The 24,276-nt window shown below is 39.6% G+C and carries 25 protein-coding genes; 11 read left to right on the top strand and 14 right to left on the bottom strand.

Going from position 1 to position 24,276, the window contains the following annotated elements:
• The first annotated feature begins 5 nt into the window (after window positions 1-5).
• Window positions 6-635, top strand: coding sequence for a gluconate 2-dehydrogenase subunit 3 family protein (locus tag AB1Z56_RS09905; protein WP_075992886.1), 630 nt, complete (start codon window positions 6-8; stop codon window positions 633-635).
• A gap of 63 nt (window positions 636-698) precedes the next feature.
• On the opposite strand, the gene AB1Z56_RS09900 is transcribed toward AB1Z56_RS09905, so the two are convergent.
• Entirely contained in the window at window positions 699-1,424 is a 726-nt protein-coding gene (locus tag AB1Z56_RS09900) for an acyl-[acyl-carrier-protein] thioesterase (protein WP_309367071.1), read from the bottom strand.
• A 324-nt stretch (window positions 1,425-1,748) separates the two neighbouring features.
• On the opposite strand from AB1Z56_RS09900, the gene AB1Z56_RS09895 reads away from it, so the two are divergent.
• Window positions 1,749-2,015, top strand: coding sequence for a hypothetical protein (locus AB1Z56_RS09895; RefSeq protein ID WP_172462508.1), 267 nt, complete (start codon window positions 1,749-1,751; stop codon window positions 2,013-2,015).
• 122 nt (window positions 2,016-2,137) lie between these two features.
• Here AB1Z56_RS09895 and AB1Z56_RS09890 read toward each other — a convergent pair whose 3' ends face one another.
• The 6 genes from AB1Z56_RS09890 to panB all read right to left on the bottom strand — a co-directional run bounded on the left by AB1Z56_RS09890 (window position 2,138) and on the right by panB (window position 9,446).
• Window positions 2,138-3,439, bottom strand: coding sequence for a TolC family protein (locus AB1Z56_RS09890; protein WP_426791933.1), 1,302 nt, complete (start codon window positions 3,437-3,439; stop codon window positions 2,138-2,140).
• 7 nt (window positions 3,440-3,446) lie between these two features.
• Complete coding sequence (locus AB1Z56_RS09885; RefSeq protein WP_426791932.1) at window positions 3,447-6,530, bottom strand: efflux RND transporter permease subunit; 3,084 nt, start codon at window positions 6,528-6,530, stop codon at window positions 3,447-3,449.
• Window positions 6,531-6,536: 6 nt separating this feature from the next.
• On the bottom strand, window positions 6,537-7,598 hold the full coding sequence (locus tag AB1Z56_RS09880) for an efflux RND transporter periplasmic adaptor subunit (protein ID WP_309367068.1): 1,062 nt from the start codon (window positions 7,596-7,598) through the stop codon (window positions 6,537-6,539).
• 185 nt (window positions 7,599-7,783) lie between these two features.
• Complete coding sequence (locus AB1Z56_RS09875; RefSeq protein WP_309367067.1) at window positions 7,784-7,936, bottom strand: 30S ribosomal protein THX; 153 nt, start codon at window positions 7,934-7,936, stop codon at window positions 7,784-7,786.
• A gap of 83 nt (window positions 7,937-8,019) precedes the next feature.
• A complete protein-coding gene (locus tag AB1Z56_RS09870; protein WP_426791931.1) occupies window positions 8,020-8,577 on the bottom strand; it encodes a hypothetical protein in 558 nt (185 codons plus the stop codon).
• 53 nt (window positions 8,578-8,630) lie between these two features.
• Window positions 8,631-9,446, bottom strand: coding sequence for a 3-methyl-2-oxobutanoate hydroxymethyltransferase (gene panB / locus AB1Z56_RS09865; protein WP_309367065.1), 816 nt, complete (start codon window positions 9,444-9,446; stop codon window positions 8,631-8,633).
• Window positions 9,447-9,529: 83 nt separating this feature from the next.
• On the opposite strand from panB, the gene AB1Z56_RS09860 reads away from it, so the two are divergent.
• The 6 genes from AB1Z56_RS09860 to AB1Z56_RS09835 are packed head-to-tail and all read left to right on the top strand — an operon-like array spanning window position 9,530 to window position 15,757.
• Window positions 9,530-10,273, top strand: coding sequence for an RluA family pseudouridine synthase (locus tag AB1Z56_RS09860; protein WP_309367064.1), 744 nt, complete (start codon window positions 9,530-9,532; stop codon window positions 10,271-10,273).
• 14 nt (window positions 10,274-10,287) lie between these two features.
• Complete coding sequence (locus tag AB1Z56_RS09855) at window positions 10,288-10,881, top strand: TlpA family protein disulfide reductase (protein ID WP_426791930.1); 594 nt, start codon at window positions 10,288-10,290, stop codon at window positions 10,879-10,881.
• Window positions 10,882-10,904: 23 nt separating this feature from the next.
• Complete coding sequence (gene pyrF, locus AB1Z56_RS09850) at window positions 10,905-11,741, top strand: orotidine-5'-phosphate decarboxylase (protein WP_426791929.1); 837 nt, start codon at window positions 10,905-10,907, stop codon at window positions 11,739-11,741.
• Window positions 11,742-11,783: 42 nt separating this feature from the next.
• Window positions 11,784-13,334: a glutamine-hydrolyzing GMP synthase gene (gene guaA / locus AB1Z56_RS09845; protein ID WP_309367061.1), complete on the top strand. Its 1,551-nt coding sequence runs from the start codon at window positions 11,784-11,786 to the stop codon at window positions 13,332-13,334.
• Window positions 13,291-14,574: an ABC transporter substrate-binding protein gene (locus AB1Z56_RS09840; RefSeq protein WP_426791928.1), complete on the top strand. Its 1,284-nt coding sequence runs from the start codon at window positions 13,291-13,293 to the stop codon at window positions 14,572-14,574. Before guaA ends, AB1Z56_RS09840 begins: the two co-directional genes overlap by 44 nt.
• Window positions 14,575-14,581: 7 nt before the next feature.
• Window positions 14,582-15,757, top strand: coding sequence for an RsmB/NOP family class I SAM-dependent RNA methyltransferase (locus tag AB1Z56_RS09835; protein WP_426791927.1), 1,176 nt, complete (start codon window positions 14,582-14,584; stop codon window positions 15,755-15,757).
• A 209-nt stretch (window positions 15,758-15,966) separates the two neighbouring features.
• On the opposite strand, the gene AB1Z56_RS09830 is transcribed toward AB1Z56_RS09835, so the two are convergent.
• Entirely contained in the window at window positions 15,967-16,440 is a 474-nt protein-coding gene (locus tag AB1Z56_RS09830) for a universal stress protein (protein WP_426791926.1), read from the bottom strand.
• A 73-nt stretch (window positions 16,441-16,513) separates the two neighbouring features.
• Here AB1Z56_RS09830 and AB1Z56_RS09825 point away from each other — a divergent pair, with 73 nt between their 5' ends.
• Window positions 16,514-17,287, top strand: a complete 774-nt coding sequence (locus AB1Z56_RS09825) for an NlpC/P60 family protein (protein ID WP_426791925.1) — start codon at window positions 16,514-16,516, stop codon at window positions 17,285-17,287.
• Window positions 17,288-17,353: 66 nt separating this feature from the next.
• Here AB1Z56_RS09825 and AB1Z56_RS09820 read toward each other — a convergent pair whose 3' ends face one another.
• The 6 genes from AB1Z56_RS09820 to AB1Z56_RS09795 all read right to left on the bottom strand — a co-directional run bounded on the left by AB1Z56_RS09820 (window position 17,354) and on the right by AB1Z56_RS09795 (window position 22,079).
• On the bottom strand, window positions 17,354-17,941 hold the full coding sequence (locus tag AB1Z56_RS09820) for an outer membrane beta-barrel protein (RefSeq protein WP_426791924.1): 588 nt from the start codon (window positions 17,939-17,941) through the stop codon (window positions 17,354-17,356).
• A gap of 311 nt (window positions 17,942-18,252) precedes the next feature.
• Entirely contained in the window at window positions 18,253-19,407 is a 1,155-nt protein-coding gene (gene dnaJ, locus AB1Z56_RS09815) for a molecular chaperone DnaJ (RefSeq protein WP_426791923.1), read from the bottom strand.
• A 10-nt stretch (window positions 19,408-19,417) separates the two neighbouring features.
• Window positions 19,418-19,969: a nucleotide exchange factor GrpE gene (locus tag AB1Z56_RS09810; RefSeq protein WP_309367054.1), complete on the bottom strand. Its 552-nt coding sequence runs from the start codon at window positions 19,967-19,969 to the stop codon at window positions 19,418-19,420.
• A 151-nt stretch (window positions 19,970-20,120) separates the two neighbouring features.
• The gene (locus AB1Z56_RS09805) at window positions 20,121-20,801 is read right to left on the bottom strand and encodes a cell division ATP-binding protein FtsE (RefSeq protein WP_309367053.1); all 681 of its coding nucleotides are present in this window, start codon (window positions 20,799-20,801) and stop codon (window positions 20,121-20,123) included.
• A gap of 5 nt (window positions 20,802-20,806) precedes the next feature.
• Complete coding sequence (locus tag AB1Z56_RS09800; RefSeq protein ID WP_070561119.1) at window positions 20,807-21,010, bottom strand: fructose-6-phosphate aldolase; 204 nt, start codon at window positions 21,008-21,010, stop codon at window positions 20,807-20,809.
• A 55-nt stretch (window positions 21,011-21,065) separates the two neighbouring features.
• On the bottom strand, window positions 21,066-22,079 hold the full coding sequence (locus AB1Z56_RS09795; RefSeq protein WP_426791922.1) for an acyl-CoA reductase: 1,014 nt from the start codon (window positions 22,077-22,079) through the stop codon (window positions 21,066-21,068).
• A gap of 156 nt (window positions 22,080-22,235) precedes the next feature.
• Here AB1Z56_RS09795 and AB1Z56_RS09790 point away from each other — a divergent pair, with 156 nt between their 5' ends.
• Complete coding sequence (locus AB1Z56_RS09790) at window positions 22,236-22,586, top strand: 4Fe-4S dicluster domain-containing protein (RefSeq protein WP_309367051.1); 351 nt, start codon at window positions 22,236-22,238, stop codon at window positions 22,584-22,586.
• Between the two features lie 175 nt (window positions 22,587-22,761).
• On the top strand, window positions 22,762-24,198 hold the full coding sequence (locus tag AB1Z56_RS09785) for a dicarboxylate/amino acid:cation symporter (protein WP_201668186.1): 1,437 nt from the start codon (window positions 22,762-22,764) through the stop codon (window positions 24,196-24,198).
• Window positions 24,199-24,276 lie beyond the last annotated feature (78 nt).

Here is a 24,276-nt window from a genome sequence, read left to right as displayed (position 1 = left end):
GTAGTATGAATAGAAGAGAAGCATTACAACGAGTTGCCTTAATTTTAGGAGGTACCGTTATCGGCGCTAATTTATTTTTGGAAGGTTGTACACGCTCAGCAACAAAAGATGTACAAGCCTTGTTTGAAGCGAAGACAACTGATTTATTAGGTGATTTGGCTGAAGCAATTTTACCAGCTACCGCAACTCCGGGTGCGAAAGAAGCAGGGGTAGGAAGTTTTATTCCGGTCATGGTTCGCGATTGTTATACGGAGAAGCAACAGAAAGCATTTTTAACTGGTTTTGGGAGCTTAGATGATAAAGCAAAAGAGGTGAAAGGAAAACCATTCCTGGAGCTTTCTGCTGAAGATAGAACAGCTGTTGCGGCTGCTTTGGATAAAGAAGCAAACGAGTTTAATAAAAAGCAAGCTGAAGATCAAAAAGATATTCTGGAGAAAAATAAAGAAAAACAAAATCAATTGTACAATTATGTTGAGAACGATCCACCACACTGGTTCACGATGTTCAAACAGTTGACGTTGACTGGTTTCTTTAACTCAGAGCTGGGTTGTACAAAAGCGTTGCGTTTTGTGAAGATCCCAGGAAGATTTGATGGTAACCTTCCTTACAAAAAAGGAGATAAGGCATTTGCATAACATTATGCTATATGTAACATAAAAGGGAGGCCCAAAGCCTCCCTTTTATGTTGTTTCGCCTTTTTATTTTGTTTCTATGGCCAGCGCAAAATGAATACGCTGCTGTTTGGTCACTGTCATAAAGTAACCCTGATCTGTCGCATCGCCATTTATTTCTACGGTATCATTATAGCGTAATTCACGCAGATAATTCATCTCTAAGGATTTGATCTGATTGGTCAATACAAGCTCAATGGGTAATCTGTCCATACACCAGTCGAGGTATTTTACATTGTTGGCGTGATTGACAATATCCAGATCTGAGAGCTTAACGCTATATTCATCAAGATTTTTGACGGTCTGGGAAATATCCAATTTTGAAAATGGCTGTTGTGTTGCCGGACGATCCGGATAGGTGGTAAAATCTTCGGTGGAAATTGCGAGTGTTTCAGAGCTCCGCTTCACGGTATTGATGACAGCCCAATAACTGCTTGCAGTCACATAGATCTGTCCATTGACGGTAATTTCGAAATTCCGCGTTGAGCGTGCCCCCTCTAATTCCTGTACCCACGTTTTAACCTTGACAAGGTCCATCCACTTGGGTAATCTTGCAATTTCTATGCGTATGCGGCTAAGTACCCAAGTTTGGTTATGTTTAGCCATTTCCTTAAAACCGAATCCGACAGCATTGGCATGTTCTCCCGCAGTAAGCTGCAGGATATTGGATAAATCGGAGAAACGAATGCGGCCGTTAGAATAGCATTGCGTGAAATAAATTTCCCACTCTTTTTCAAAAACAGATTTTTCCATTTACATATTGTTTTGATCAAAAATAGGCAATATGAATGATTTGGGCTATAAATTCAAAATGAAATGACACTATATTTAGATATCTCGTTATAAATGCCTGTCGGGCTCGCTGATGGCCCCCAAAGCGGAGCAATGTGTCTAAAGTACAATCGTTTTTTTATTGTAAAATAAATGATAGTTTTCAAGGATTTAATTGATTATTATCATGGGAATCGGTAGATTTAGATAAGCCAATGGCAGAAAGAGATAAAATAAGATTGGCTTTAAAGCGTTATAAGAGTAGTATAGCGCAAAACAATAAATTACACATTAAATGCTAATATTATGGTTGGAGAACTAATAGCTAAAGAGGAAATTCCTCAATTTAAATTTATCCCGGCGAGTGAAGATAAGACAGCGACTTTTATGGATAAATTGAAAGGGGCACTTCGGTTGGGAAATGAGTTTAAATCCAAAACTGAAATCGCCTTTGAGACTGATTCCGGACCAAAGCGTATCGAGACCACTGTATGGTCGTTAACCGATAGATATATTCAGATTAAAAGTGGCGTTTTAATACCACTGAAATCTATTATAGCGATTGACTATTAAATAGACAAACGAAAGGCTCCTCATTTAGTTAAGGAGCCTTTCGCTTTTAATGATAGATGCTGATAAAAAGCGCATCGCTATCCTGTTCTTTCCTCACAGGACCTTTTGCAAAAAAGAAATTGCTAATATGTTTCGCCTGTTAATTCTTTTAGGCGTATCTCGGAAACCTTCGCATCATATTGTGCGGTATAGCTACGTGTCATTACATTGATGTAGTTTAACTGTGCTGTTCTTACTTCCAAAGTTGTAATGGTACCGATACGGAATTTATCCATGGTGATGTTCAAATTTTCTTTTGCCAGCTCCTCATTTTTCTGTTCTACATGAGCCAGTTCCATATTGGTGATGTAGGTTTGGAACAAGGTTCTGACCTGCGCCTGGATATCTTGTTTTTGTTGCTGTATCTGTAGCTCAGAACCTTTAATCTGAAATTTGGCAATCCGTTCGTTTCTATTTTGCAGAAATCCATTGAAAATATTAAGAGAAGCCGATACACCGTAGGTCAGACCTCTATTTTTATTTTCTGTGGAGAAACCGAGGGAGGAGTGGGATTCGTTCCAGTTGTACCCGCTATTTAAACCAATTTTGGGATAACGCTCGGCCTTAACTGCTTTTAAGTTGAGTTCGGCTACCCGATTGTTGATGATGGCAAGCTGAATTTGTGGATTTTGACGATCGGCAATTTCGATCAGATTACCGAGTTTAAGATCCGTATCAAGTTTCATTTCGTCTTCAATTTGAAAATCCAGGCTCAGGTCGCGCGTCATCAACTGATTGAGGTACGTTTTGGTATTTTTGAAGCTTTCCTCCTGTCTGAGTAGGTTTGTCTGATCGGTATTTAAATCAACTTTTGCATTCAGAAGATCAAGTTTGGAGCCTTTTCCGATCTCCAGACGATTTTCTGCCAGCGTGACACGGTATCGTGATAAGGTGATGGTTGTATCCAGGGCATTTATCAGGCGCTTTTGCTGCACCAAATTGTAGTAAGTTGCCATGACTTCGCTGAGTTGGGTGATCACTTGATATTTGATCTCCGCTTCCCCTTGGCGTTGTATTTCTTTGAAGCGATCGCGACGGGCAAACATACCCAATCCATCGAATATCGTCCAGTTTAGGTTAACGCCATAAGACATGTTATCATTTTTTGCATTGGAGATCTGCTGTATTTGACCATCTGCTCTGACCTGTCTGGAATTCTGGATGGAGTTGCTTCTGTTGAACGTTCCAGTTACGGCTGGAAGCATACCAGCACTTCCTAAACTGGTATTCTCTACATCAATGTTATTGTCATTTTTGGCCAGGAGAATATTGAAGTTATTGCTCAACGTGGTTTTCAGTGCATCTTCCAAAGTCAGTACTTCTTGCGCACGTGCTTGAAACATGATGGAGTAAAGTAATACTAGTAGGATGAAATTTCTCTTCATGTCTTTATTATTCGTAGCTTTTAATGTTATCAAATTCAGGTCTATGCTTTTTTTGTCTTGACCACATGTAATAGATCGCCGGGATAATGAACAAGGTTAGGATAAGGGAGAATATTGTACCACCAACGATAACAACCCCCATACCAATTCTGCTCGTTGAAGCAGCTCCAAGTGACATGGCAATCGGTAATGCGCCTAAGGCAATGGCCAAACTTGTCATTAGGATCGGTCTGAGGCGTGACTCGGCAGAGTGCATGATTGCCTCAAATTTTTCCATGCCTTCTTCGCGCATTTGGTTGGCAAACTCAACAATCAAGATACCATTTTTGGTCACGAGACCGATAAGCATAATCGTTCCAATTTGGCTGAAGATATTCCAGGTTTGATCAAATAACCATAGACTTATTAGTGCACCGGCAACGGCCATGGGCACCGTAAGGATAATGATAAATGGGTCGAGGAAGCTCTCAAATTGGGCTGCCAAGATCAGGTAAATAAGCAACAAAGCAAGACCAAAGGCAAACAAGGTATTGGAGCTACTTTCAACAAAATCACGTGATTCGCCACTGAGGTCGGTGGTGAAGCTCTGATCGAGTACCTTTTCTTTTATGCGATCCATTGCTGCAATTCCGTCGCTCATACTCATGCCGGGTGCCAAACCAGCTGAAACTGTAGCCGACATGTACCGGTTATTGTGGTAGAGTTGGGGTGGACTGCTTTCTTCCCTAACGCTTACGACGTTATCTAACTGGATAAGCTGACCGAGGTTATTACGTACATAAATTGAAGCAAGGTCTGTCGGCGTAGCCCTACGGTCGTTTTCAACTTGGCCGATGACCTGATATTGTTTGCCATCGCGCATAAAATAGGCGAAACGTTGACCGCTTAACAATAATTGGAGGGACTGTGAAACGTCAAGTACGGAAACACCCAGACTGAGTGCTTTCAGACGATCAATTTCGACATGCAGTTCGGGCTTGTTGAACTTTAGGTTGATATCCGTTGTGGAGAATGCTGGATCGCTGTTGACCTCATTCATAAATTCGGGGATTTTCTCCTGAAGTTTTTCAAAATTTTGTGCCTGGATAATGTATTGAACAGGTAATCCACCTCTGCGATTCATGGATATCGTTGGCGTTTGCGAAACATTGACGCGGACACCATCGTATTTTTTTGTCCATTTGGTCAGTTCTTTTGCAATATCATCCTGAGACTTTTTACGTTCTTCGGGATCCACCAGTGTCATCCGTATACGTCCGGAGTTGACCGAACTTGCTCCGAACCCTGGAGAGGTAATGTTTAAACTAATTTTATTTTCGGGAATGGAGTCATAGACTAGTTTGTCCAGTTCCTGCATGTAGCGGTCCATATATTCATAGGTGGCACCTTCAGGGCCAGTCACGTTGACAGAAATGCTGCTTCTGTCATCATAAGGTGCCGTTTCTTTTTTAATGGAGGAGAAAAGAATGCCAATAATGACAAAACATAGGATCAGAATTGGAAAGCTGATCCATTTAAATTTCATGAATTTTTCCAGCGCATTGGCATAACTTTTATTCATTTTGACGAACATGGGTTCTGTCCAATCATAAAATTTCGTCTTCTTGTGTCCACCGCCTTTGATCAGATAGGCGTTGAGCATCGGCGTGAGGGTGAGGGAAACAAATGCCGAAACCAACACGGCCGAGGCGATGACGACACCAAACTCCCGGAAAAGCCGTCCCACAAAGCCCTGAAGAAATATAACGGGTAAGAATACGGCTGCAAGTGTGATTGAAATGGAAATAACAGCGAAGAATATTTCCTTCGATCCTTTCAGGGCCGCCTCAATAGGGGACATTCCCTCTTCAACTTTCTTGAAGATATTTTCGGTAACAACGATACCGTCGTCGACGACAAGCCCCGTCGCGAGTACAATAGCGAGCAGCGTCAGTACATTGATGGAAAAACCAAAAATATACATAATAAAGAATGTGGCGATCAAGGATACCGGAATATCCAATAACGGACGTAACGCTATGCCCCAGTCACGAAAGAAAAAATAAATGATTAGGGTGACCAAGATGATCGAAATCAGGAGTGTCTCGGCGACTTCCTCAACAGATTTTTTTATAAATGTCGTGTTGTCCGAAGCGATGTTAAGTATAATATCCTGCGGCAGATCTTCTTTGATCTGATCGAGCATTTTATAGAAGTTGTTGGCAATATCGAGGTAATTTGTTCCTGGTTGCGGAATAATGGCGATACCGACCAGCTGTTTACCATTACTAACCATTTTTGTTTCGAGATTCTCCGCGTCTATTTCGGCCCGGCCAATATCGATAAACTTGACGATACGGCTGCTATCGGCTTTTAGAATGATGTTGTTGAATTGCTCGGGTGTAGAGAGATTGCCGACGGTTTTTACGGTGAGCTCGGTTGTGTTTCCGACAATTTTCCCCGAAGGTAATTCAACATTCTGACTATTCAATGCTGTACGAATATCCGAAGCGGTGATACCATAGGCAGCCATACGATCGGGATTGAGCCATAGCCGCATGGCGTAACGTTTTTGACCATAGATCTGTGTGCTGCTGACGCCGGGGATGGTTTGTAACCTTTCGGAAATAACATTTTCGGCGTAGTCGCTCAGCGAAAGTTTGTCGCGCGTCTCGCTTTGCAATGTCAACGTAATAATGGGATCGGAGTCCGCATCGGCTTTGGATACCACCGGTGGAGCATCAATATCCTGTGGTAGGCTTCGGACGGCTTGGGATACTTTATCCCGGACATCATTTGCGGCTTCTTCGAGGTTCTTTTTTAAATCAAACTCAATGGTGATATTACTGGATCCCTGATTGCTCGAAGATGAGATGTTACGGATACCATCGATTGAGTTTATGGCCTTTTCTAGAGGCTCAGTAATCTGAGATTCAATGATATCTGGATTGGCACCGGCATAATTTGTTCTGACAGAAACAATCGCTGGGTCAATAGAGGGGTATTCGCGTACGCCCAGAAAACTAAAACCAATATAGCCAAACAATATGATGGTAATATTGACGACAATAGTTAAAACCGGGCGTTTAATAAAAACTGCAGATAAATTCATGTACAACTAGTTAGCTAATGATACCTTAACTTTTGCTCCATCTTTTAATGACAGAACGCCTGTGGTTAAAACGGTGTCACCGGCACTGATGCCAGAGAGAATAACGATGTCTTTGTCGGTACGTGCACCTGTTTCAACCTTCACTTCCTTGGCAAGGCCATGCTGTAATACAAAGACCTTTTTTCCGTCCTGTACTGGAACAATGGCTTCCGTAGGAATGGATATCGCATCGTTTTCCACTTCGATCGGCACGATAACATTGACAAAGGATCCGACTTTCAATTTGCCCTGATCGTTTGCTGCTCTGGCGCGGACGGTGAGTGTTCTGGTATTAAGTGATACTTGCGGTTCAATAGCGTAAATATTTGCTTTTATGATAGTTGGGTCATTTGCTACGCTGAACTCAATGGGCATATTTATCTTCACAATATTGCTGTATTTTTCGGGAACTGCAAAGGTAATTTTGACAAGATTGTCCTTCACTAAATTTGTAATCAGGGTACTGGATGAAACAATGGCACCTACAGAAATATTCCGAAGTCCAATCATGCCACTAAAAGGGGCGCGGATTGTTGTTTTGGATATTTGTGCCTGAATCAACTGGATCTGTGCTAAGGAGGTTTTTAGGGCTGCACTGGCTATATCAAACTCTTCCTGACTAATTGCTCCTTTTTGTAGCAGCAGTTTGGCCCGACGTTCATTTTCGGCATTCAGCTGATTTGTTGTTTGCGCTTGTCTTAATTGTGCCTGAAGTTCAATATCATCAATCTTGATCAACGGTTCGCCCTGTTTGATGCGCTGTCCTTCGGAGAAATAGATTTTGGTGATTCGACCACTGACTTCACTTCTGATTTCAACCTGCTCTTCTGCGTCAATGCTTCCCGAGAGATTAATGGATCTATCAGCGACGGAAGATTTGGCAATGATAGCCTGCGCCGGGACTGGCATGTCTTTTTTTCCATTGGGCTTATCAGCTTCTTTTTTGTCTTTTTTAGCAGTTATCAGAAAGTATCCACCTCCAAACACAGCACAAGCCAATAGGAGGTAAATGATCGATTTTTTATTCATACAATATAGTCTCTTATGTACTTTTTACATTTAACGAGTAAATATAGGTTTATTATTATGAGGATGTCAGTTGTCAAAAGGATTTTACAATACGACCAAAACTTTGCAAATGAACATCGAAATAGGCGTAGCAAGAACGATCGGAAATAAAAAAGCTAGAAATGAGTTTCTAGCTTTATTGTTTACTATTTTTTTGATTTTGTTTTTTGTTCCACTTCTTTTGAAGCCGCATTTTTTACCTTTGGCTTGATCGCAGCTTTCGATACATGTGGTCTTCTTTTTCCAAAAGAACCATTCGATATTTTTCCTCTTCTGGTCTTGATATCACCTTTTCCCATAGTGTAAAATATTTTGGTTTTAACAAATTATATTGATTACCTAAATATAATACTTTCTTTCCTGATGTGCAACCTGTTAGTTTTTAGATGATTGGAAAAATGCGTTTTTGAATATCTATTTTAAAATTTTGGACAATGGTATCGAAAAAGAGATTATTGACCGGTTTGTTTTCAGCAACTAAATAGGGGATTTCCAATATTTTGTTCTTTAACTTGATACGGTAGTAGCCGTACAATAAACCTTTGGTTGTTTGAATCGATTCGATCTTCTGAACGGCTTCTATGTCCTTAAAAATGTTAAAAGCATAATTTTCCCCTTTGAGCTGCTCAACAAAAACCTCATTGGTTCTGGCATTGTACCAGATTTGCTGGCTTTTGAGCTTACTGAAGTGGTTGTTGAACAGAAAAAGATAACCCAACAGAAAAAAGGCAATCGGAAGCAGGAACAGGACAATTTTTATTTTCATGAAGAGCAAGACGGTGATCAAAATGAGGATAACCCCCATTATGGCGTTGGAAATGCTCTTCTTTAGATTTGCCTGGATGACCGGAGATGAAGCTTCAATTAACTGAAAACCTGATTTTAAATTTCTGGACATATCTTCGGTAAATCCAAATAGATTGAATTTTTTGCGTATCATCAGATAAGCAATAAGAATAATAAGCCCAATGATCAGAAACCGCATATTTTCTTCTAGTATTGTTCGTCTTCGTTCGGGTACTGTACTGCTTTTACTTCGGCCACATAATTAGCTACTGCAGTTGTGATTTGTTCGTGCAAATTAGCGAAATGACGCATAAATTTTGGTTTGAAATCAGCATTCATACCCAGCATGTCGTTAACCACAAGGACTTGTCCATCGCAATCCGGTCCAGCTCCGATGCCTACTGTTGGAATCACCAATTTTTCGGTAACTGTTTTAGCTAATTTTGCAGGTATCTTTTCCAAAACAATTGCAAAACAGCCCGCCTCCTGCAAAGCGAGTGCATCTTCTATTAATTTAGCGGCTTCTTGTTCTTCTTTTGCCCGCACACCAAAATTTCCAAATTTATTGATGGATTGGGGAGTCAAGCCCAAGTGTCCACATACAGGGATGCCACCGGCAATGATTTTTTTGATGTTTTCGATGATTTCAAGCCCTCCTTCTAATTTCAATGCGTGCGCACCTGATTCTTTCATCATGCGTACAGCTGCATTGTAAGCCTCATTTGCAGAGCCCTGATAAGATCCAAAGGGCAAATCTGCTAATACCATGGCACGCTCGGTACCTCTAGCAACAGCAGCGGCATGGTAAATCATATTATCGAGGGTGATAGGCAAGGTAGTTTCGTAGCCAGCGAATACGTTGGCAGCAGAATCTCCAATCAAAATAACGTCAACACCAGCTTGATCTACCATTTTAGCCATGGAGTAGTCATAGCTTGTAAGCATAGAAATCTTTTCCTGACGTTCTTTCATGGCTTGCAGCATTGCTGTGCTTACTCGTTTCATTTCTTTGTTTACAGACATCTTAACTTATATTGTGTGTTCAAAAGTAAGCTTTTTATCATACATTGACCAATATTCTGCCTTGTGTTTTGTATTTTTGCAGAATGATACAAAATGAGACTCGTCTATTTAAATTCCCCAAATTTTCAGAATTAATCATCCATGAGGATGAAAATTTGATTGTTATCAATAAACCACCGTTTGTCGCTTCTTTAGATGAACGTGAGGGTGGGGAGGTCAATATTCTTCGTTTGGCGAAGAAATATCATCCTGATGCACAGGTGTGCCACCGCCTGGATAAAGAGACCTCGGGTATTTTATTAATTGCAAAAAATCCAGAAACATACCGTACAATCTCCATTGCATTTGAAAAAAGAAAAGTGAATAAGATTTATCATGCCATCATAGGAGGTACGCACACTTTTCAGGATTTGCTTGTCGATTTGCCCATCTTGAACCAAGGTAATAAAAATGTATCTATTGATCGTGCAAACGGCAAAGCGGCGGAGACCATCTTCAATTCGATCAAATACTATAAAAATTATACTTTAGTGGAATGTAAACCCATTACAGGGCGTATGCACCAAATCCGTATTCACCTTGCGACACAACATGCCGCTATCGTGGGGGATGATATGTATCGTGGTAAACCTGTGTATTTGTCCCAAATTAAGAAAAGGGGATATACACTGTCCAAAGATGAAGAGGAGCAGCCAATTATGAAGCGTTTTGCGCTACATTCAAAACATGTTGAATTTGAGTTGAATGGAGTTAAGATGGCTTTTGAGGCACCTTATCCAAAGGATTTCGCGACCTTGCTGAAGCTGTTGGATAAGTTTGATTCTTAATAGTGGGATTACCTATGAGTCCGAAGACAAAGAAGATAATCGGAAACGTTGTATTTGTACTGTTCATCGGTTTGTTGATCTGGCCAACAAGTAGAAGTTATTTTCAGCAATTTTTACTGAAAATGGGTTTTTTCAAACCTACACTGGAGCTTAATTCAGCTTCTAAAGAATCCGATAGGGTGGCTCCAGAGGGCGCATTCAATCATGTCTCCTTTATCAATTCCCTGGGTGAAACAGTCAGGGTGGCGGATCTGAAGGGAAAAGTGGTCTTTATTAATTTTTGGGCAACTTGGTGCTCGCCTTGTCGCGCAGAAATGCCTTCCATCAATGTACTCTATGATCGCTATAAAGATAGCCCAAATATGGTGTTTTTGATTGTAGAGATAGAAGGCGATAAAGCAAAGGCCGGGGCTTTTGTGGAAGAACAGCAGCTGACGTTGCCGATTAGTTTTCCAAATAGCGATATTCCAAAAGAGTGGCTCTCGGGATCCATTCCTTCAACTGTGATATTGGACAAAGCGGGTAAGGTAGCGGCACGGCATGAAGGTATGGCCGATTATTCAAGCCCGGATGTAGGTAAATTTATTCAAGATTTAATCAATAAATAATTTTTAAGATCTCTAAATATAGCATGACAAGGGCAGAACTTATTCATCAGATAAAAGCGAAACGCTCATTTCTATGTGTCGGACTAGACACAGACCTTACCAAAATCCCGGAACATCTTTTAGATAACGAGGATCCGATCTATAGCTTCAATAAGGCTATCATAGACGCAACAGCTGATTTATGTGTTGCCTATAAGCCCAATATTGCGTTTTATGAATGTTATGGAATCAAGGGTTGGCAATCGCTTAAAAAAACATGGGCTGCGTTACCGAAGGATTGTTTTAGTATTGCTGATGCAAAAAGGGGCGATATTGGTAATACCTCGGGACGTTATGCGATGGCATTTTTTGATGAAAAGACGTCTGGTCTTGGATTTGACAGTATTACAATCGCACCTTACATGGGGAAGGATTCGGTGACACCATTTTTGGAATTTAACGATAAATGGGCAATCGTACTTGCTCTGACATCGAATGAGGGTAGCTTGGACTTTCAAAATTTTGAAAACAAAGAAGGGCTGCAATTGTTCGAACAGGTGATCGATAAAGTTAATACTTGGGGTACACCTGACAATTTGATGTATGTGGTCGGAGCAACACGCGGAGAGGGCTTTATCAAAATTAGGGAACATGCACCGGATCATTTTTTATTGGTTCCAGGAGTGGGGGCGCAAGGAGGTTCGCTTGAAGATGTTTGTAAATTTGGTATGAACAAAGATTGTGGGCTTTTAGTAAACAGCACAAGGGGAATTATCTATGCTTCAAACGGACGTGACTTCGCTGAAAGAGCACGGGAGGAAGCCATAATTCTACAGAAAGAAATGGAAGTAGAACTGTTAAAAGCAGGCATTATTTCCTGATTTGACATTTAATAATTCATTCGTAATACTTACCTTTGCAGCATGCCAGAAAAAATTATAATTCTAGACTTCGGGTCTCAATACACACAGTTGATCGCTAGACGTGTCAGAGAACTAAATGTGTATTGTGAGATACACCCGTTCAATAAATTGCCAGATTTTGACGATACCGTAAAAGGTGTTATCTTTTCGGGCAGCCCTTATTCTGTTAGACAAGAAGATGCACCGCAAATTGATTTTGTTGCTATTCAGGATCGTTTCCCACTTTTAGGAGTTTGTTACGGAGCACAATACATTGCTCAAAAATCAGGTGGTGAAGTGTTGCCGTCTGAAATTCGTGAATATGGTCGTGCAAATCTGCAGTTTGTCAATAGCGAGAATGAATTATTGGCAGGAGTACCAACTCAATCGCAGGTATGGATGTCGCATGGAGACACCATCAAAGAAGTTCCTGCAAATTTTGATATTATTGCAAGTACGGATAAAGTTCGCGTTGCTGCTTATCAAGTAAAAGGCACCCGTACTTATGGTATACAATTCCACCCGGAAGTAACACATAGTACTGATGGGGCTATCTTATTGAAAAACTTCGTTGTAAACATTTGCGGTTGTGCACAAGATTGGACACCAGATGCATTTGTTGAAACAACAGTATCCTCTTTGAAAACGCAATTGGGTGACGATCACGTTATCATGGCTTTGTCAGGAGGAGTAGATTCAACAGTAGCAGCAGTATTGTTGCACCAGGCAATCGGAAAAAATTTACATTGTATTTTCGTAGATCATGGTCTGCTTCGTAAAGATGAATACGAGCAGGTATTGGATTCATACAAAAATATGGGGTTAAATATTAAAGGAATAAATGCCAAGGATTTATTTTATGGTAGATTAGCTGGGGTTTCTGAGCCAGAAGAGAAACGCAAAATCATTGGTAATTCTTTTATTGATGTTTTTGATGAAGCTGCAAAAGAAATCCAAAAGGAATTACCTGAAGGAATTGAAGCGAAATGGTTGGGACAAGGAACAATTTACCCAGATATTATCGAGTCGGTTTCAGTGAAAGGACCTTCAGCAACAATCAAATCACACCATAACGTTGGTGGTTTACCTGATTTCATGAAATTGAAAGTTGTAGAACCACTTAAAACGTTGTTTAAAGATGAAGTAAGAAGAGTAGGAAAAGCTTTAGAAGTGGATCAGGCAATTTTAGGCAGACATCCCTTCCCTGGACCAGGTTTGGCAATTCGTATTTTAGGTGATATTACACCTGAGCGTGTACGTATTGTGCAAGAAGCTGATGCGATCTTTATCAATAATCTGAAGGAAGCTGGCTGGTACGATAAAGTATGGCAAGCTGGTACAATTTTCTTGCCAGTGCGTTCTGTAGGCGTAATGGGTGACGAACGTACTTACGAGCATGTTGTTAGCTTACGTGCAGTTGGTTCTCTTGATGGAATGACTGCGGATTGGATACATTTACCATATGACTTGTTGGCAAAAATTTCAAATGAGATTATCAACCATGTGAAAGGAATAAACAGAGTTGTATATGATATCAGTTCAAAACCGCCCGCTACAATTGAGTGGGAATAAAATATGGGTTGCGGCACTTGTAGCATTATGTCTTGCAAGCTGCACAACCAAAAAAAGCACAGTATTGCGTTCGCCTTCCTCTGGTCAAGGCGAACAGCAAACTGCTGTGACTAAACCAGCAGTTGACAAAGATAAGACCGTTGCCAAAGTAGGGGACATCCAGGATGTCAACGGGCATGCTGTGAAAAATAATCGCATCGCCTTGCTATTACCATTCGAGTTAAGTGGTATTGCGGGGACGATTACAAAAGAAGATGTGGAGCGTTCTTCCTTGGCACTGGATTTTTATCAGGGATTTCAGTTGGGTCTTGACAAAATTGCCAAAGAAGGTGCTTTATTTGATTTGCAAGTAATTGATTCTAGAGACAATGTTGCCTATAATGCGACTTTAGGGACTTCGGTGAATGTCAAGGATGCCGTACTTGTGGTCGGCCCGGTATATCCGCGTGAGATAAAAAGCTTTGGACAAACATTTGCAAATAAGAATGTGCTACAAGTTTCACCTTTGGCGGCGACTATGGCTTCTGAATTTAGCTTACCCAATTTGGTTTCCATCACACCTTCTATTCGTACGCATGCAGAAACATTAGCGAAATATGTTGCTGATCAATACTATACGGGCGATCAGATCGTGGTATATGATGCCGGTGACGATGAAAGCAAACAGTTTCTAGTCAATTTTGTTAGCGAAATTTCAAAGGCTAATGCGCAAGCAAAAGTGAAAACGGTTTATAATCTCGCTGAATTGGATAATAATCTCGTATTGACCGGTTCGAATCATATCGTAAGTGGTACTGCCAATAAGAATCTTGTGAAAGCTTTATTGGATAATATGGACGAACGCTTTTTGAATCCAGGTAATCAATTTAAGTTATATGGGCATCCAAACATGTCCAAACTTTCGTTTGAGAATTTCGAAAATATGGATTTTTATGGACTTACTATTACTTCTTCTAATTTGGTGAATGAGAGTGATAGTGATACCCGTAAATTTATTGGAAATTATAAATCGGTTTATAAAGTGGATCCATCTGAATTTTCTTATAAAGGTTATGATGCAGCATTGTATTTCGGTCGGTTGATCCACAAATATGGAGTGGATTATGTTAGCCGAATGACGCAAGATAAGTTTTCGGGATTGAATAGCGATTACAAATTTGAATTTTATCCAAAATGGGGCTATGCGAATAGAGCTTTGGGTATGATGGTTTATCACAACAAAAAATTTGAAAGAAAATAATCTTTGAATGGCTGAATTCAGTGAAAGACGTGTTCATCAGCAAATACGTAATTTTGAGCGCGCAATGGATGGTTTTGAAGCTGATCAACCATTTTCGCGTTATTTGACTACTTTTTTTAAGTTGAACAAGCAAATGGGATCTTCCGACCGGAAGTCTACCTCCCGTTTATGTTATAATTATTTTCGTCTGGGAATGGCGGCTTCGCAGTTATCACAACAGCGTAGATTGGTGCTTGCGGAATTTCTATGTGAACAGGAAAGCCCTTTAGTGGCTCTTTTTGAGCCTTCCTATCGTGATAAACTCCAGCTGCCACTGAAGGACAAAATTGCATTTCTAGAGTCTGAAGGTGTTTTCAACCTGAATGACCTCTTTCCATTTACGGATCATATTTCAGATGAGATCGACTTGGTACAATTTTTAGAGAGCCAGTTGATCCAGCCCTATTTATATATTCGGGTGAAATACGGGAAGACAAAGGTCGTGTGCGCTATTTTGGATAACCATCAGATTCCTTATTCCATGATTGGCGATCAAACTATCGCCTTGAATAATGGAACATCTTTGCAACGATTTGATACCTTGGATGGGATGATAGAAGTGCAGGATCTTTCTTCACAGCGCACGTTGGATTATATGGAGCCAGTTGAAAAAGAATCCTGGTGGGATGCATGTGCGGCTTCGGGTGGTAAATCCCTCTTATTGATGGATGCTTGTCCCACTGTTAATCTTTTGGTATCCGATGTGCGTATGAGTATTCTGCGAAATCTTGATGAAAGGTTTGATCGAGCAGGAATAAAGCACTACCGAAAAAAGATTCTCGATCTTACAAAAGATACTTTTCAGCTTCTTGGAAGTGAACGATTTGACGGTGTCCTATTGGATGCACCTTGTACCGGATCGGGAACTTGGGGGCGTACACCAGAAATGGTTCGACAGTTTCGGGGTGCTAAGATCGCCGAATTCAATGCGCTACAAAAAAATATAGCAAGTAATGTGGTAGGGCATGTCAAAGTGGGCAAGCCTTTGATTTATATAACCTGCTCTATTTTTAAAGCGGAAAATGAAGATGTTGTCAATTACATTGTAGATAATTTTGGTTTTGAAATAGAACGCATGGACTATTTGAAAGGTTATGAAGAGAAAGCGGACAGTATGTTTGTGGCGCGATTGATTAAAAAGTAACTTCTATATATTATAAAAAGCAAAAGGCTATTTTTTCTAATGAAAAAATAGCCTTTTGCATGAATATGGATAGTTTTGTTATGTTTGTGATCTATTTTTCTACTAGATCAAAGAATTTTTTGATTTATTACCATATAGAATTATGTTTTGAAACGAAGGCTAGCTTTATTCGTGACAATATAACTTGACTTGTAATAAACAGATCGATATCAGTCACATTTACTGGGTACAACGAGTACTGGACAGGTAGATTTGCGAATGACAGATTCAGATACAGAGCCCAAAATGAAATGGTCAAAACCAGTCCGGCCATTGGTTCCCATTATAATCAGATCCGCGGACCACTCATGCGATGCCGCAAGAATTTCTTCTTTAATGGATCCGATCCGGTTAAAGAGATATACTTCGCCTGATCCAGTAAATTCGCGACTTATTTTCTCAAGATATTTTTGCGCATTATCCTGTTCCATTTCCGATACTTCTGGTACGATGATGGGTTGCTGGCCTAATAAGGGGTCCGCGCCAAAGCTGGCGGGTGAAGTAGGAGGAATAACCGTGACAAGGGCTACAGAAGCTCCAAATATCTGAGCCATTTCTTTTGCATACTGTATCGCTTTTTCTGAGCATGGTTCGTCATCCACAGCGACGAGTATTCTTTTGAATTTTGAATTTGTATTCTCCATATCTACTATAATTAATTTATCTTCGTCATATAATATATAATCACGTTTTCGACGATTTTGTTTTGTTTAGCACATGAAATATGGTATTTGTACATTAGCTCTCGTTCCGTTACGTTTAGAACAGGCACACCGTAGTGAAATGGTTTCCCAGGTATTGTTTGGGGAACTTTTTGAGATTCTTGATGAAGAGGCCGATTGGACATCAATACGTCTGCTGGAAACGGACTATTTGGGCTGGATTCAAAATGGGCAGTTTCAAAAACTAGATGATTTGGATATGCAACATTATCTGACTGGAAAACCAATTATCGTTGGAAGGGCGGGGGGAGTTCTTTCTACTGATACCGCTCAATTTCAGCTCTGTCATGGTACGAAACTTTATTTGACAGGGGAAAATACAGTGAATTTTCCTTCATTAAAACTAACTTATCAAGGTGATATCAACCCTTTTTCCAAAAATCAGTTCCAATCCCAGGTGGCGCAATTGGCATTGAGTTATAAGAACACACCTTATTTATGGGGCGGACGTTCGCAATGGGGGATTGATTGTTCGGGTTTTTCCCAGTTGATTTATAGTTGCTTTGATCTTTCCTTGCCGCGCGACGCTTATCAGCAGGCAGAGATGGGGCAGACTGTGGATTTTATTTCAGAAATAAAGGTAGGGGATTTGGCTTTTTTTGACAATGTCGAAGGACGGATTACACATGTCGGGATTATGTTGGATCGCGATATGATTATCCACGCCTCTGCGAAAGTCCGTGTTGACCGGATGGATACGGAAGGTATTTTTAATGCTGAACTGAATCGTTATTCACATAAACTCCGGATTGTTAAACGATATCTTTGATACTCGAGGAAATAAAAAAAGGCTATAAGTAATTATAGCCTTTTCTATTGTTAAACTCCTTATCGACTAGAAGTGGAATTGTACACCTAAAGTTGGTGCTAAAGAGTTAGCGTCTAGGCCAAATGTATTTGTTGATCTATCAGCTGTTTTGTTGTTATTGTAGTTGTAGTATAGACCTCTAACTTTTAATTCGATGCCGATTTTGCTTGTCGGTAAGTAAGCTAAACCTGGAGCCAATTCAACACCATAGTTTTCGAATTTTGATTCCGTTTTAGCATTATTTGTTTCAATTGTAGTTTTTCCCCAAGACATTGGTACAGATAGTTGTGCAAAAAATCTTAATGGACCATTAGCAGAGTATTTTCTTACGAATGGAGAAACTTGGAATGCATCTCTTTTTGTGCTTAAGTCCATAACACTCTCATCTTTGCTCCAGTTATAACCAATGCCTGTACCAATTGCTAAGTTGTCACTTACAAAGTAACCAACTGTTGGGTTAATGGAGAATGAGTTATTTTTGAAGTCTGTGTCTTTAACTTTAGAAGTTTGGAAGCCAACTTGACCACCAACCATAATTTTTCCTTGTTCAGTTTGAGCGTTAGCTGCTATTGTTAATCCTGCAATGGCAGTTAATGTTAGTAAAACTTTTTTCATGTCTTTTTATTTAATAGTTTGTTTTAATGTGCCAGTAATTACTTTCTGACTTTTTAAATTTGTTAGTCAAATATCGAAATCTTATTTTAATTTTTTGTCACTAGATTGTCTAGATGTTTTGTTATAATGGTAAATAATAGTGGTTCAATCGATTAAAATTTAGTATATTTTTATTTTTACAGATTCTATTTAACGATAATGATATTGACCTGACTTTTTGTTTTTAATTGTCAATTTTAAGTAAGAAGACAAAAAAAAGCCATTTGTCAATGAAAGACAAATGGCTTTTTTTTGTATCTGGAAGAATCTATTTAATCGAAATATTCTTTGATTCGCTCGAAGAATGATTTTTCACTTTTACCTGGTTGAGGTTTAAAGTTTGGTGATTCTTTGAGTTTGTTCAATAATTCTTTTTCTTCATTGGACACAACTTTTGGTGTCCAGATATTAACGTATACAAGCTGGTCCCCTTTGTGATAAGAGTTGACTTCAGGGATACCTTTTCCTTTTAATCGTAAAATTTTACCACCTTGTGTACCAGGCTCAATTTTGATCTTCGCTTTCCCGTCTATGGTAGGAACTTCAACGCTAGTACCTAAAGTAGCATCTACGAAATTAATATATAGATCGTAGATCACATTTAGTCCATCACGTTTTAGACTTTCGTGTGAAACTTCTTCGATCAGGATAATTAAATCTCCAGGGACACCACCACGTGGAGCGGCATTTCCTTTTCCACTCATGGAAAGTTGCATGCCTTCACTTACCCCTGCAGGAATATTAATGGCGATTGTTTCCTCGCCGCGTTCAAGTCCTTCACCTCTACAAGTTGTACATTTTGCCGTGATTTCAACGCCTTCACCATTACAAGTAGGGCAAGTGCTCGTTGTTTGCATTTGTCCTAAGATGGTATTCGTTACTCTTCTAACAGATCCGGATCCACCACAGGTTTTACAGGTATGGAAGGAAGATTTATCTTTAGCACCAGATCCGTCACAACTATGACAGACAACTTGTTTGTTGACCTTTACCTTTTTCTCAACGCCTTTGGCAATTTCTTCCAGTGTTAATTTAACTTTTATGCGTAAGTTGCTTCCGCGGGCTACACGACGGCCGCCACGCTGGCCACCACCACCGCCAAAGAAACTTTCAAATGGATGTCCTCCACCAAAGATATCACCAAATTGGCTGAATATGTCTTCCATATTCATACCACCACCGCCGCCGTAACCACCGCTAGCAGAATTACCGGCATGGCCAAATTGGTCATAACGCTGACGTTTTTGTGGATTGCTCAAGATATCGTATGCCTCAGCAGCTTCCTTAAATTGTTCTTCAGCTTCATGATCACCAGGATTTTTATCCGGGTGATACTTTATCGCTAATTTGCGATACGCTGATTTAATCTCCTTCTCGTCCGCTGAACGCGAAACACCAAGTATATCGTAATAATCTCTTTTTGACATCGTCTTAATATTATTGACCTATAACCACCTTTGCGTGACGGATAACTTTGTCACCTAAGTAGTATCCTTTTTCGATTACGTCCACTACCTTATTTTTTAATTCTGCAGTTGGTGCAGGAATTGCTGTAATAGCTTCTTGTAACTCAGGATCAAATTCTTGGCCTTTAACTTCCATTTCCTTTAAACCCAATTGCGACAATGTTTGTCTGAATTTGTTGTTAACAATATCCATCCCTGTTTTTACAGATTCAACATCCGTAGCAGTTTCCATGGCTGTTAATGCTCTATCGAAATCATCTAGTGTAGGTAATAGCTTACTGATGACATCTTTTCCCGCTGATTGAATCAATTCAACACGTTCTTTGCTTGTACGTTTTCTATAATTGTCAAATTCAGCCGAAAGACGAATGTATTTATCCTTTGCCTCTGCCAATTCTGCAGCCAATTTCTCTTCAGTAGACAGTTCTTCTGCTATGTTATCAGCAGGCTGTTCTTGTTGTTCAGAAGAATTTGTTTCTACTGGATCTTGACCTTCATCGTAATAATTATCTTGCTCATTCATATCTTCAATGCTAAAATTAGATTCAAAAATTTACTCTATGCTTCGTTTGTCAAAGTTTTTGCCAAACAATAAAATTCCGACAGCTTGTCAGATTTTATTAAAAAAGCCTAACAATTTGTCGGAATCTCAGTTTTATATGTCAGTTTTCCGTCTAGATACTGACATTGTCCTGTAATATTCCATCAGCGGTTTTGATGATGCGGGATGGCATATTACGGATAATGGTATAATCGTGTGTTGCCATTAAAATAGCTGTTCCGGAATTGGCAATGTCACGTAATAATAAGACGATTTCTTCTGATGTAGCAGGATCTAAGTTACCGGTAGGTTCATCTGCCAGAATAATTTCAGGGTTATTTAGTAATGCGCGCGCAATTACAATACGTTGTTGCTCACCGCCAGAAAGTTCATGCGGCATTTTCTTAAGTTTGGAACGAAGCCCAACTTTTTCCAATACATCTAATATACGGCTATCGATCATTTTCTTATCTTTCCAGCCTGTTGCTTTCAGTGCAAATTCGAGGTTTTTCTCTATGCTTCTGTCTGATAAAAGATGAAAGTCCTGAAATACAATCCCCAATTTTCTACGCAAGTAGGGAACATCATTTTCGTGCAGCTTTTTAAGATCAAAGCCCGCAATCATACCCTCACCATTGCCGATGTATAAATCACCGTAAATGATTTTTAGCAAACTACTTTTTCCACTGCCGGACTGGCCGATGAGATAAATAAATTCTCCTTTACCAATGTTTAAATTAACATTGGACAATACCAGATGTTTTTGTTGGAAGATATCAACGTTTTTTAATGTAATGACTTTATTTTCAATCATGGAAGCTAAAATTCTAATTTTTTAATTTGTCCAAAAGGCATTTCTTTAACCAGTTGCATGATATATTCTGCCTTTTCTCCTAATCCAATCTTATCAAGTGATTTATCTGGGCGGTCGACTCTAAAATATGCCAGCAAGGTGAAGGCATCATCTCTTAATTGAACATAATCAGGGATTTTGGCGACGCCTTTTACTTTAATGATATACATGATTTCAAAGTTAGTATTTTTAATGCAATTTATTTACTATGAATTTAAAGGAAGCTTATTGCTGTGCGAATAAAAAATCCAGTGTATTCACGCCATCAGCAAAATCATCTAAAGCAGGGCATTGGCTTTCTCCAAAATGAAATACAGGCGACGGCACATTTAATGTTACTTCTGATACAATACATTGGATATTTTCTCTCGTTAGTTTGAGCTTATTTTCAACTTCAGCGATTGTTTCGTATGTTTCGTAGTAAACCACAGCAAGGGGAGAAGCTGTGCGCTCATCTTCTTTGAGCAATAAAAATCCATTATCAAAATGCTTGTCGCCGTTGATCAGATAGATGGATTTGTTGTAGTCGTAATTGTTATTATATTTAAAATGCTCTGTCACGTTGTTAAAAGTAGCGATACCTTCGAAGAAGTGTGCTATTGGGTAATCTTTTGGAATAAATAGCTTTGATACAGAGCGACAGCCTAGTCCAAAATAATCAAAGATGTCATGCCCAAGGGCTTCAAATTGCTCTGGAGATTCTTGTCCACCGATGACAGCAATACTATTTCTGTTGCGACGAATAATATGAGGCTTAGCACCAAAATAGTAATCAAAATAGCGGGAGGTATTATTGGAGCCCGTTGCAATGACCAAATCGAAATCTTTTAGCTTGTCCACAATTTCAAAAGCATCAAGAAAGGACGGCTCGATTTGCTTGAGCAGATTGAGGACATAAGTTGTCAGTCCAGCATCGTCTGATGAAATTTTGATTTTGGCTTTAAAGCCGCTAATCAACACACAGAGAATATCATGGAATCCTACCAACGGAATATTGCCGGCAAGAATCAATCCTACTGTTTTCGTTGGACTAAGATCTGGATAAGGCGTCAACCATTGGGTTAGCTTTTCTGTTGTCAAATTGGCAGCAATCGCATGAATGGCGCGTTCAACATTTTGTGGGGTGTACCAGGGGTTTTTATGTTGGGCGAATTGAATGATTTGAATCAAATCTTCAGGTCGCTGTTGAAGCTGCTCGCCTAATTTTACAAATGCATTTATTCGTTGTTGCTTTGTCAAAATATTAAAATTTTAAAAGATGAATACACAAATTTGTATTATATTTGTGCTGTTAACATTAATCAACGTGAATCAACTAGCCTTATTGTTCAATCAGACTTTGTTTCATATTGATAATGCAAAAATAGTTTATTTATCATAATTGTGAGGTTATAAATGGCGATTAAAATTACAGACGAATGCATTAACTGTGGTGCTTGCGAACCGGAATGCCCAAATAATGCAATATACGATGCTGGTGTAACTTGGAAATTCTCAGATGGGACGGCTTTAGATGGGATTATTGATTTTGGCGAGGGTGTTACCTTAGATGCCAACGAGTCTCAGGAAGCAATCTCAAATGAAGTCTATTATATTGTTTCAGATAAATGTACAGAATGTGTAGGTTTCCACGATGAGCCTCAATGTGCGGCGGTTTGCCCTGTTGATTGTTGTGTGGATGACGAAGATGTGCGCGAATCTAACGATGAGCTATTAGCGAAAAAAGCTTGGTTACACGCGGAATAAATTTAGTACTCCGTTAAAATATAAGGCAGGATAAGAAATTTTCCTGCCTTTTTTGTGTCTTTCTATTTTGGCGAAATCGATATTTTGTTGCGAAACTTGGCTATTTGGAATAATAATATTTGCAAAAGCATAGTATTTTTTTATTTTTGTTCTTTTGACCATTAAAATCTTTTAAATGTTAAAAACCAAAATAGGGTTGATTACCCTGATCACAGTTACATTAGCTTGTATCATTGCTGTATTATACGAATTTGATGTTGTAGGCTTTTCGCATGAATTTCTAATGGCTGTCCGTTGGATAGTTGCTACCGTTTTGGTTGTAAATGCGCTCTTCAAGAAAAATTTGACCACCTGGATTCTTACTTGTATGATTATGGGGATATTTGTTGGCTTGGATTTTCCAAATCTGGCAATTTCCCTGCAACCTTTAAGTAAAGGTTTTATCAAATTGGTCAAGACTATTGTCGGACCGATTCTCTTTGCTACACTTGTTTATGGAATTGCAGGGCATTCTGATTTGAAACAGGTAGGGCGCATGGCGTGGAAATCGATGCTGTATTTCTTCTGTGCAACGACTTGTGCTATTTTTATTGGTTTAGGTGCGATAAACCTGACTCGGGCAGGAGTGGGGGTGGATGTTGCTCATATGCCGCATGAAGAACTTCCGGTGCCGAAAGAAAGCATGGATGAGCATATCCTTAAAACACTTCCGGACCATGTGCATCCTGTATATAAGTTTACTTCTTTTATTAGGGACTTGTTTCCTGAAAATATTGTCAAATCTGTAGCGGATAATCAAGTTTTACAGATTGTTGTATTTTCAATTTTGTTTGGGATTGGATTGGCAATGGTCGATGAGAAAAAGCGTAAACCCTTGGTTGATTTTACCGAGAGTATGTCTGAAACGATGTTTAAGTTTACGAACATGATTATGTACTTTGCACCTATTGGAGTTGGTGCTGCCATGGCCTACACGGTGGGACATCTTGGTGTCGATATCTTAAAGAATCTTTTCATGCTTTTAGCGACGCTGTATTTCGCTTTAGTGTGCTTTTTATGTCTGGTTCTTCTTCCGGTAGCACTTTATCTAAAAATACCTGTGAAACGTTTTATTAATGCAATTAAGGAACCTGTTTCGATTGCATTTGCCACTACAAGTTCGGATGCGGCATTACCGAAAGCAATGAGCGCGATGGAGAAATTTGGTGTGCCACGTAAGATTGTTTCTTTTGTAATTCCGACAGGATATAGTTTTAACTTGGATGGTACTTCACTTTATCTATCGTTGGCTGCGATCTTTGTCGCTCAGGCGGCTGGTATCCATTTGTCGTTCGGACATCAATTAATGATTGCATTTACGTTGATGATCACCTCCAAAGGTGTTGCTGCTGTACCAAGGGCTTCATTAATTATTTTGATTGCGACAGCGGATCAGTTTGGCTTACCAACATTTGTCATTGCTGCAATTTTAGGTATCGATGAACTCATGGATATGGCGCGTACCTCTGTCAATGTAATCGGAAATTGTTTGGCAACCGTTGTTGTTGCTAAATGGGAAGGAGAATTTGATGAAGAAGCTCCTTACCGTGAAGATACTGAAGAGGCGATCTAATAGAAATAACTAACGAATATTCGTTGAAAAAAGCAGTCTTGACATCCCGTTGAGACTGCTTTTTTATTGTCTTTAGCT

The organism is Sphingobacterium sp. WOUb80, assembly GCF_050058145.1.
In the GTDB taxonomy this organism is placed as follows: Bacteria; Bacteroidota; Bacteroidia; order Sphingobacteriales; family Sphingobacteriaceae; genus Sphingobacterium.
This window is presented reverse-complemented; position numbering and strand designations above follow the sequence as displayed.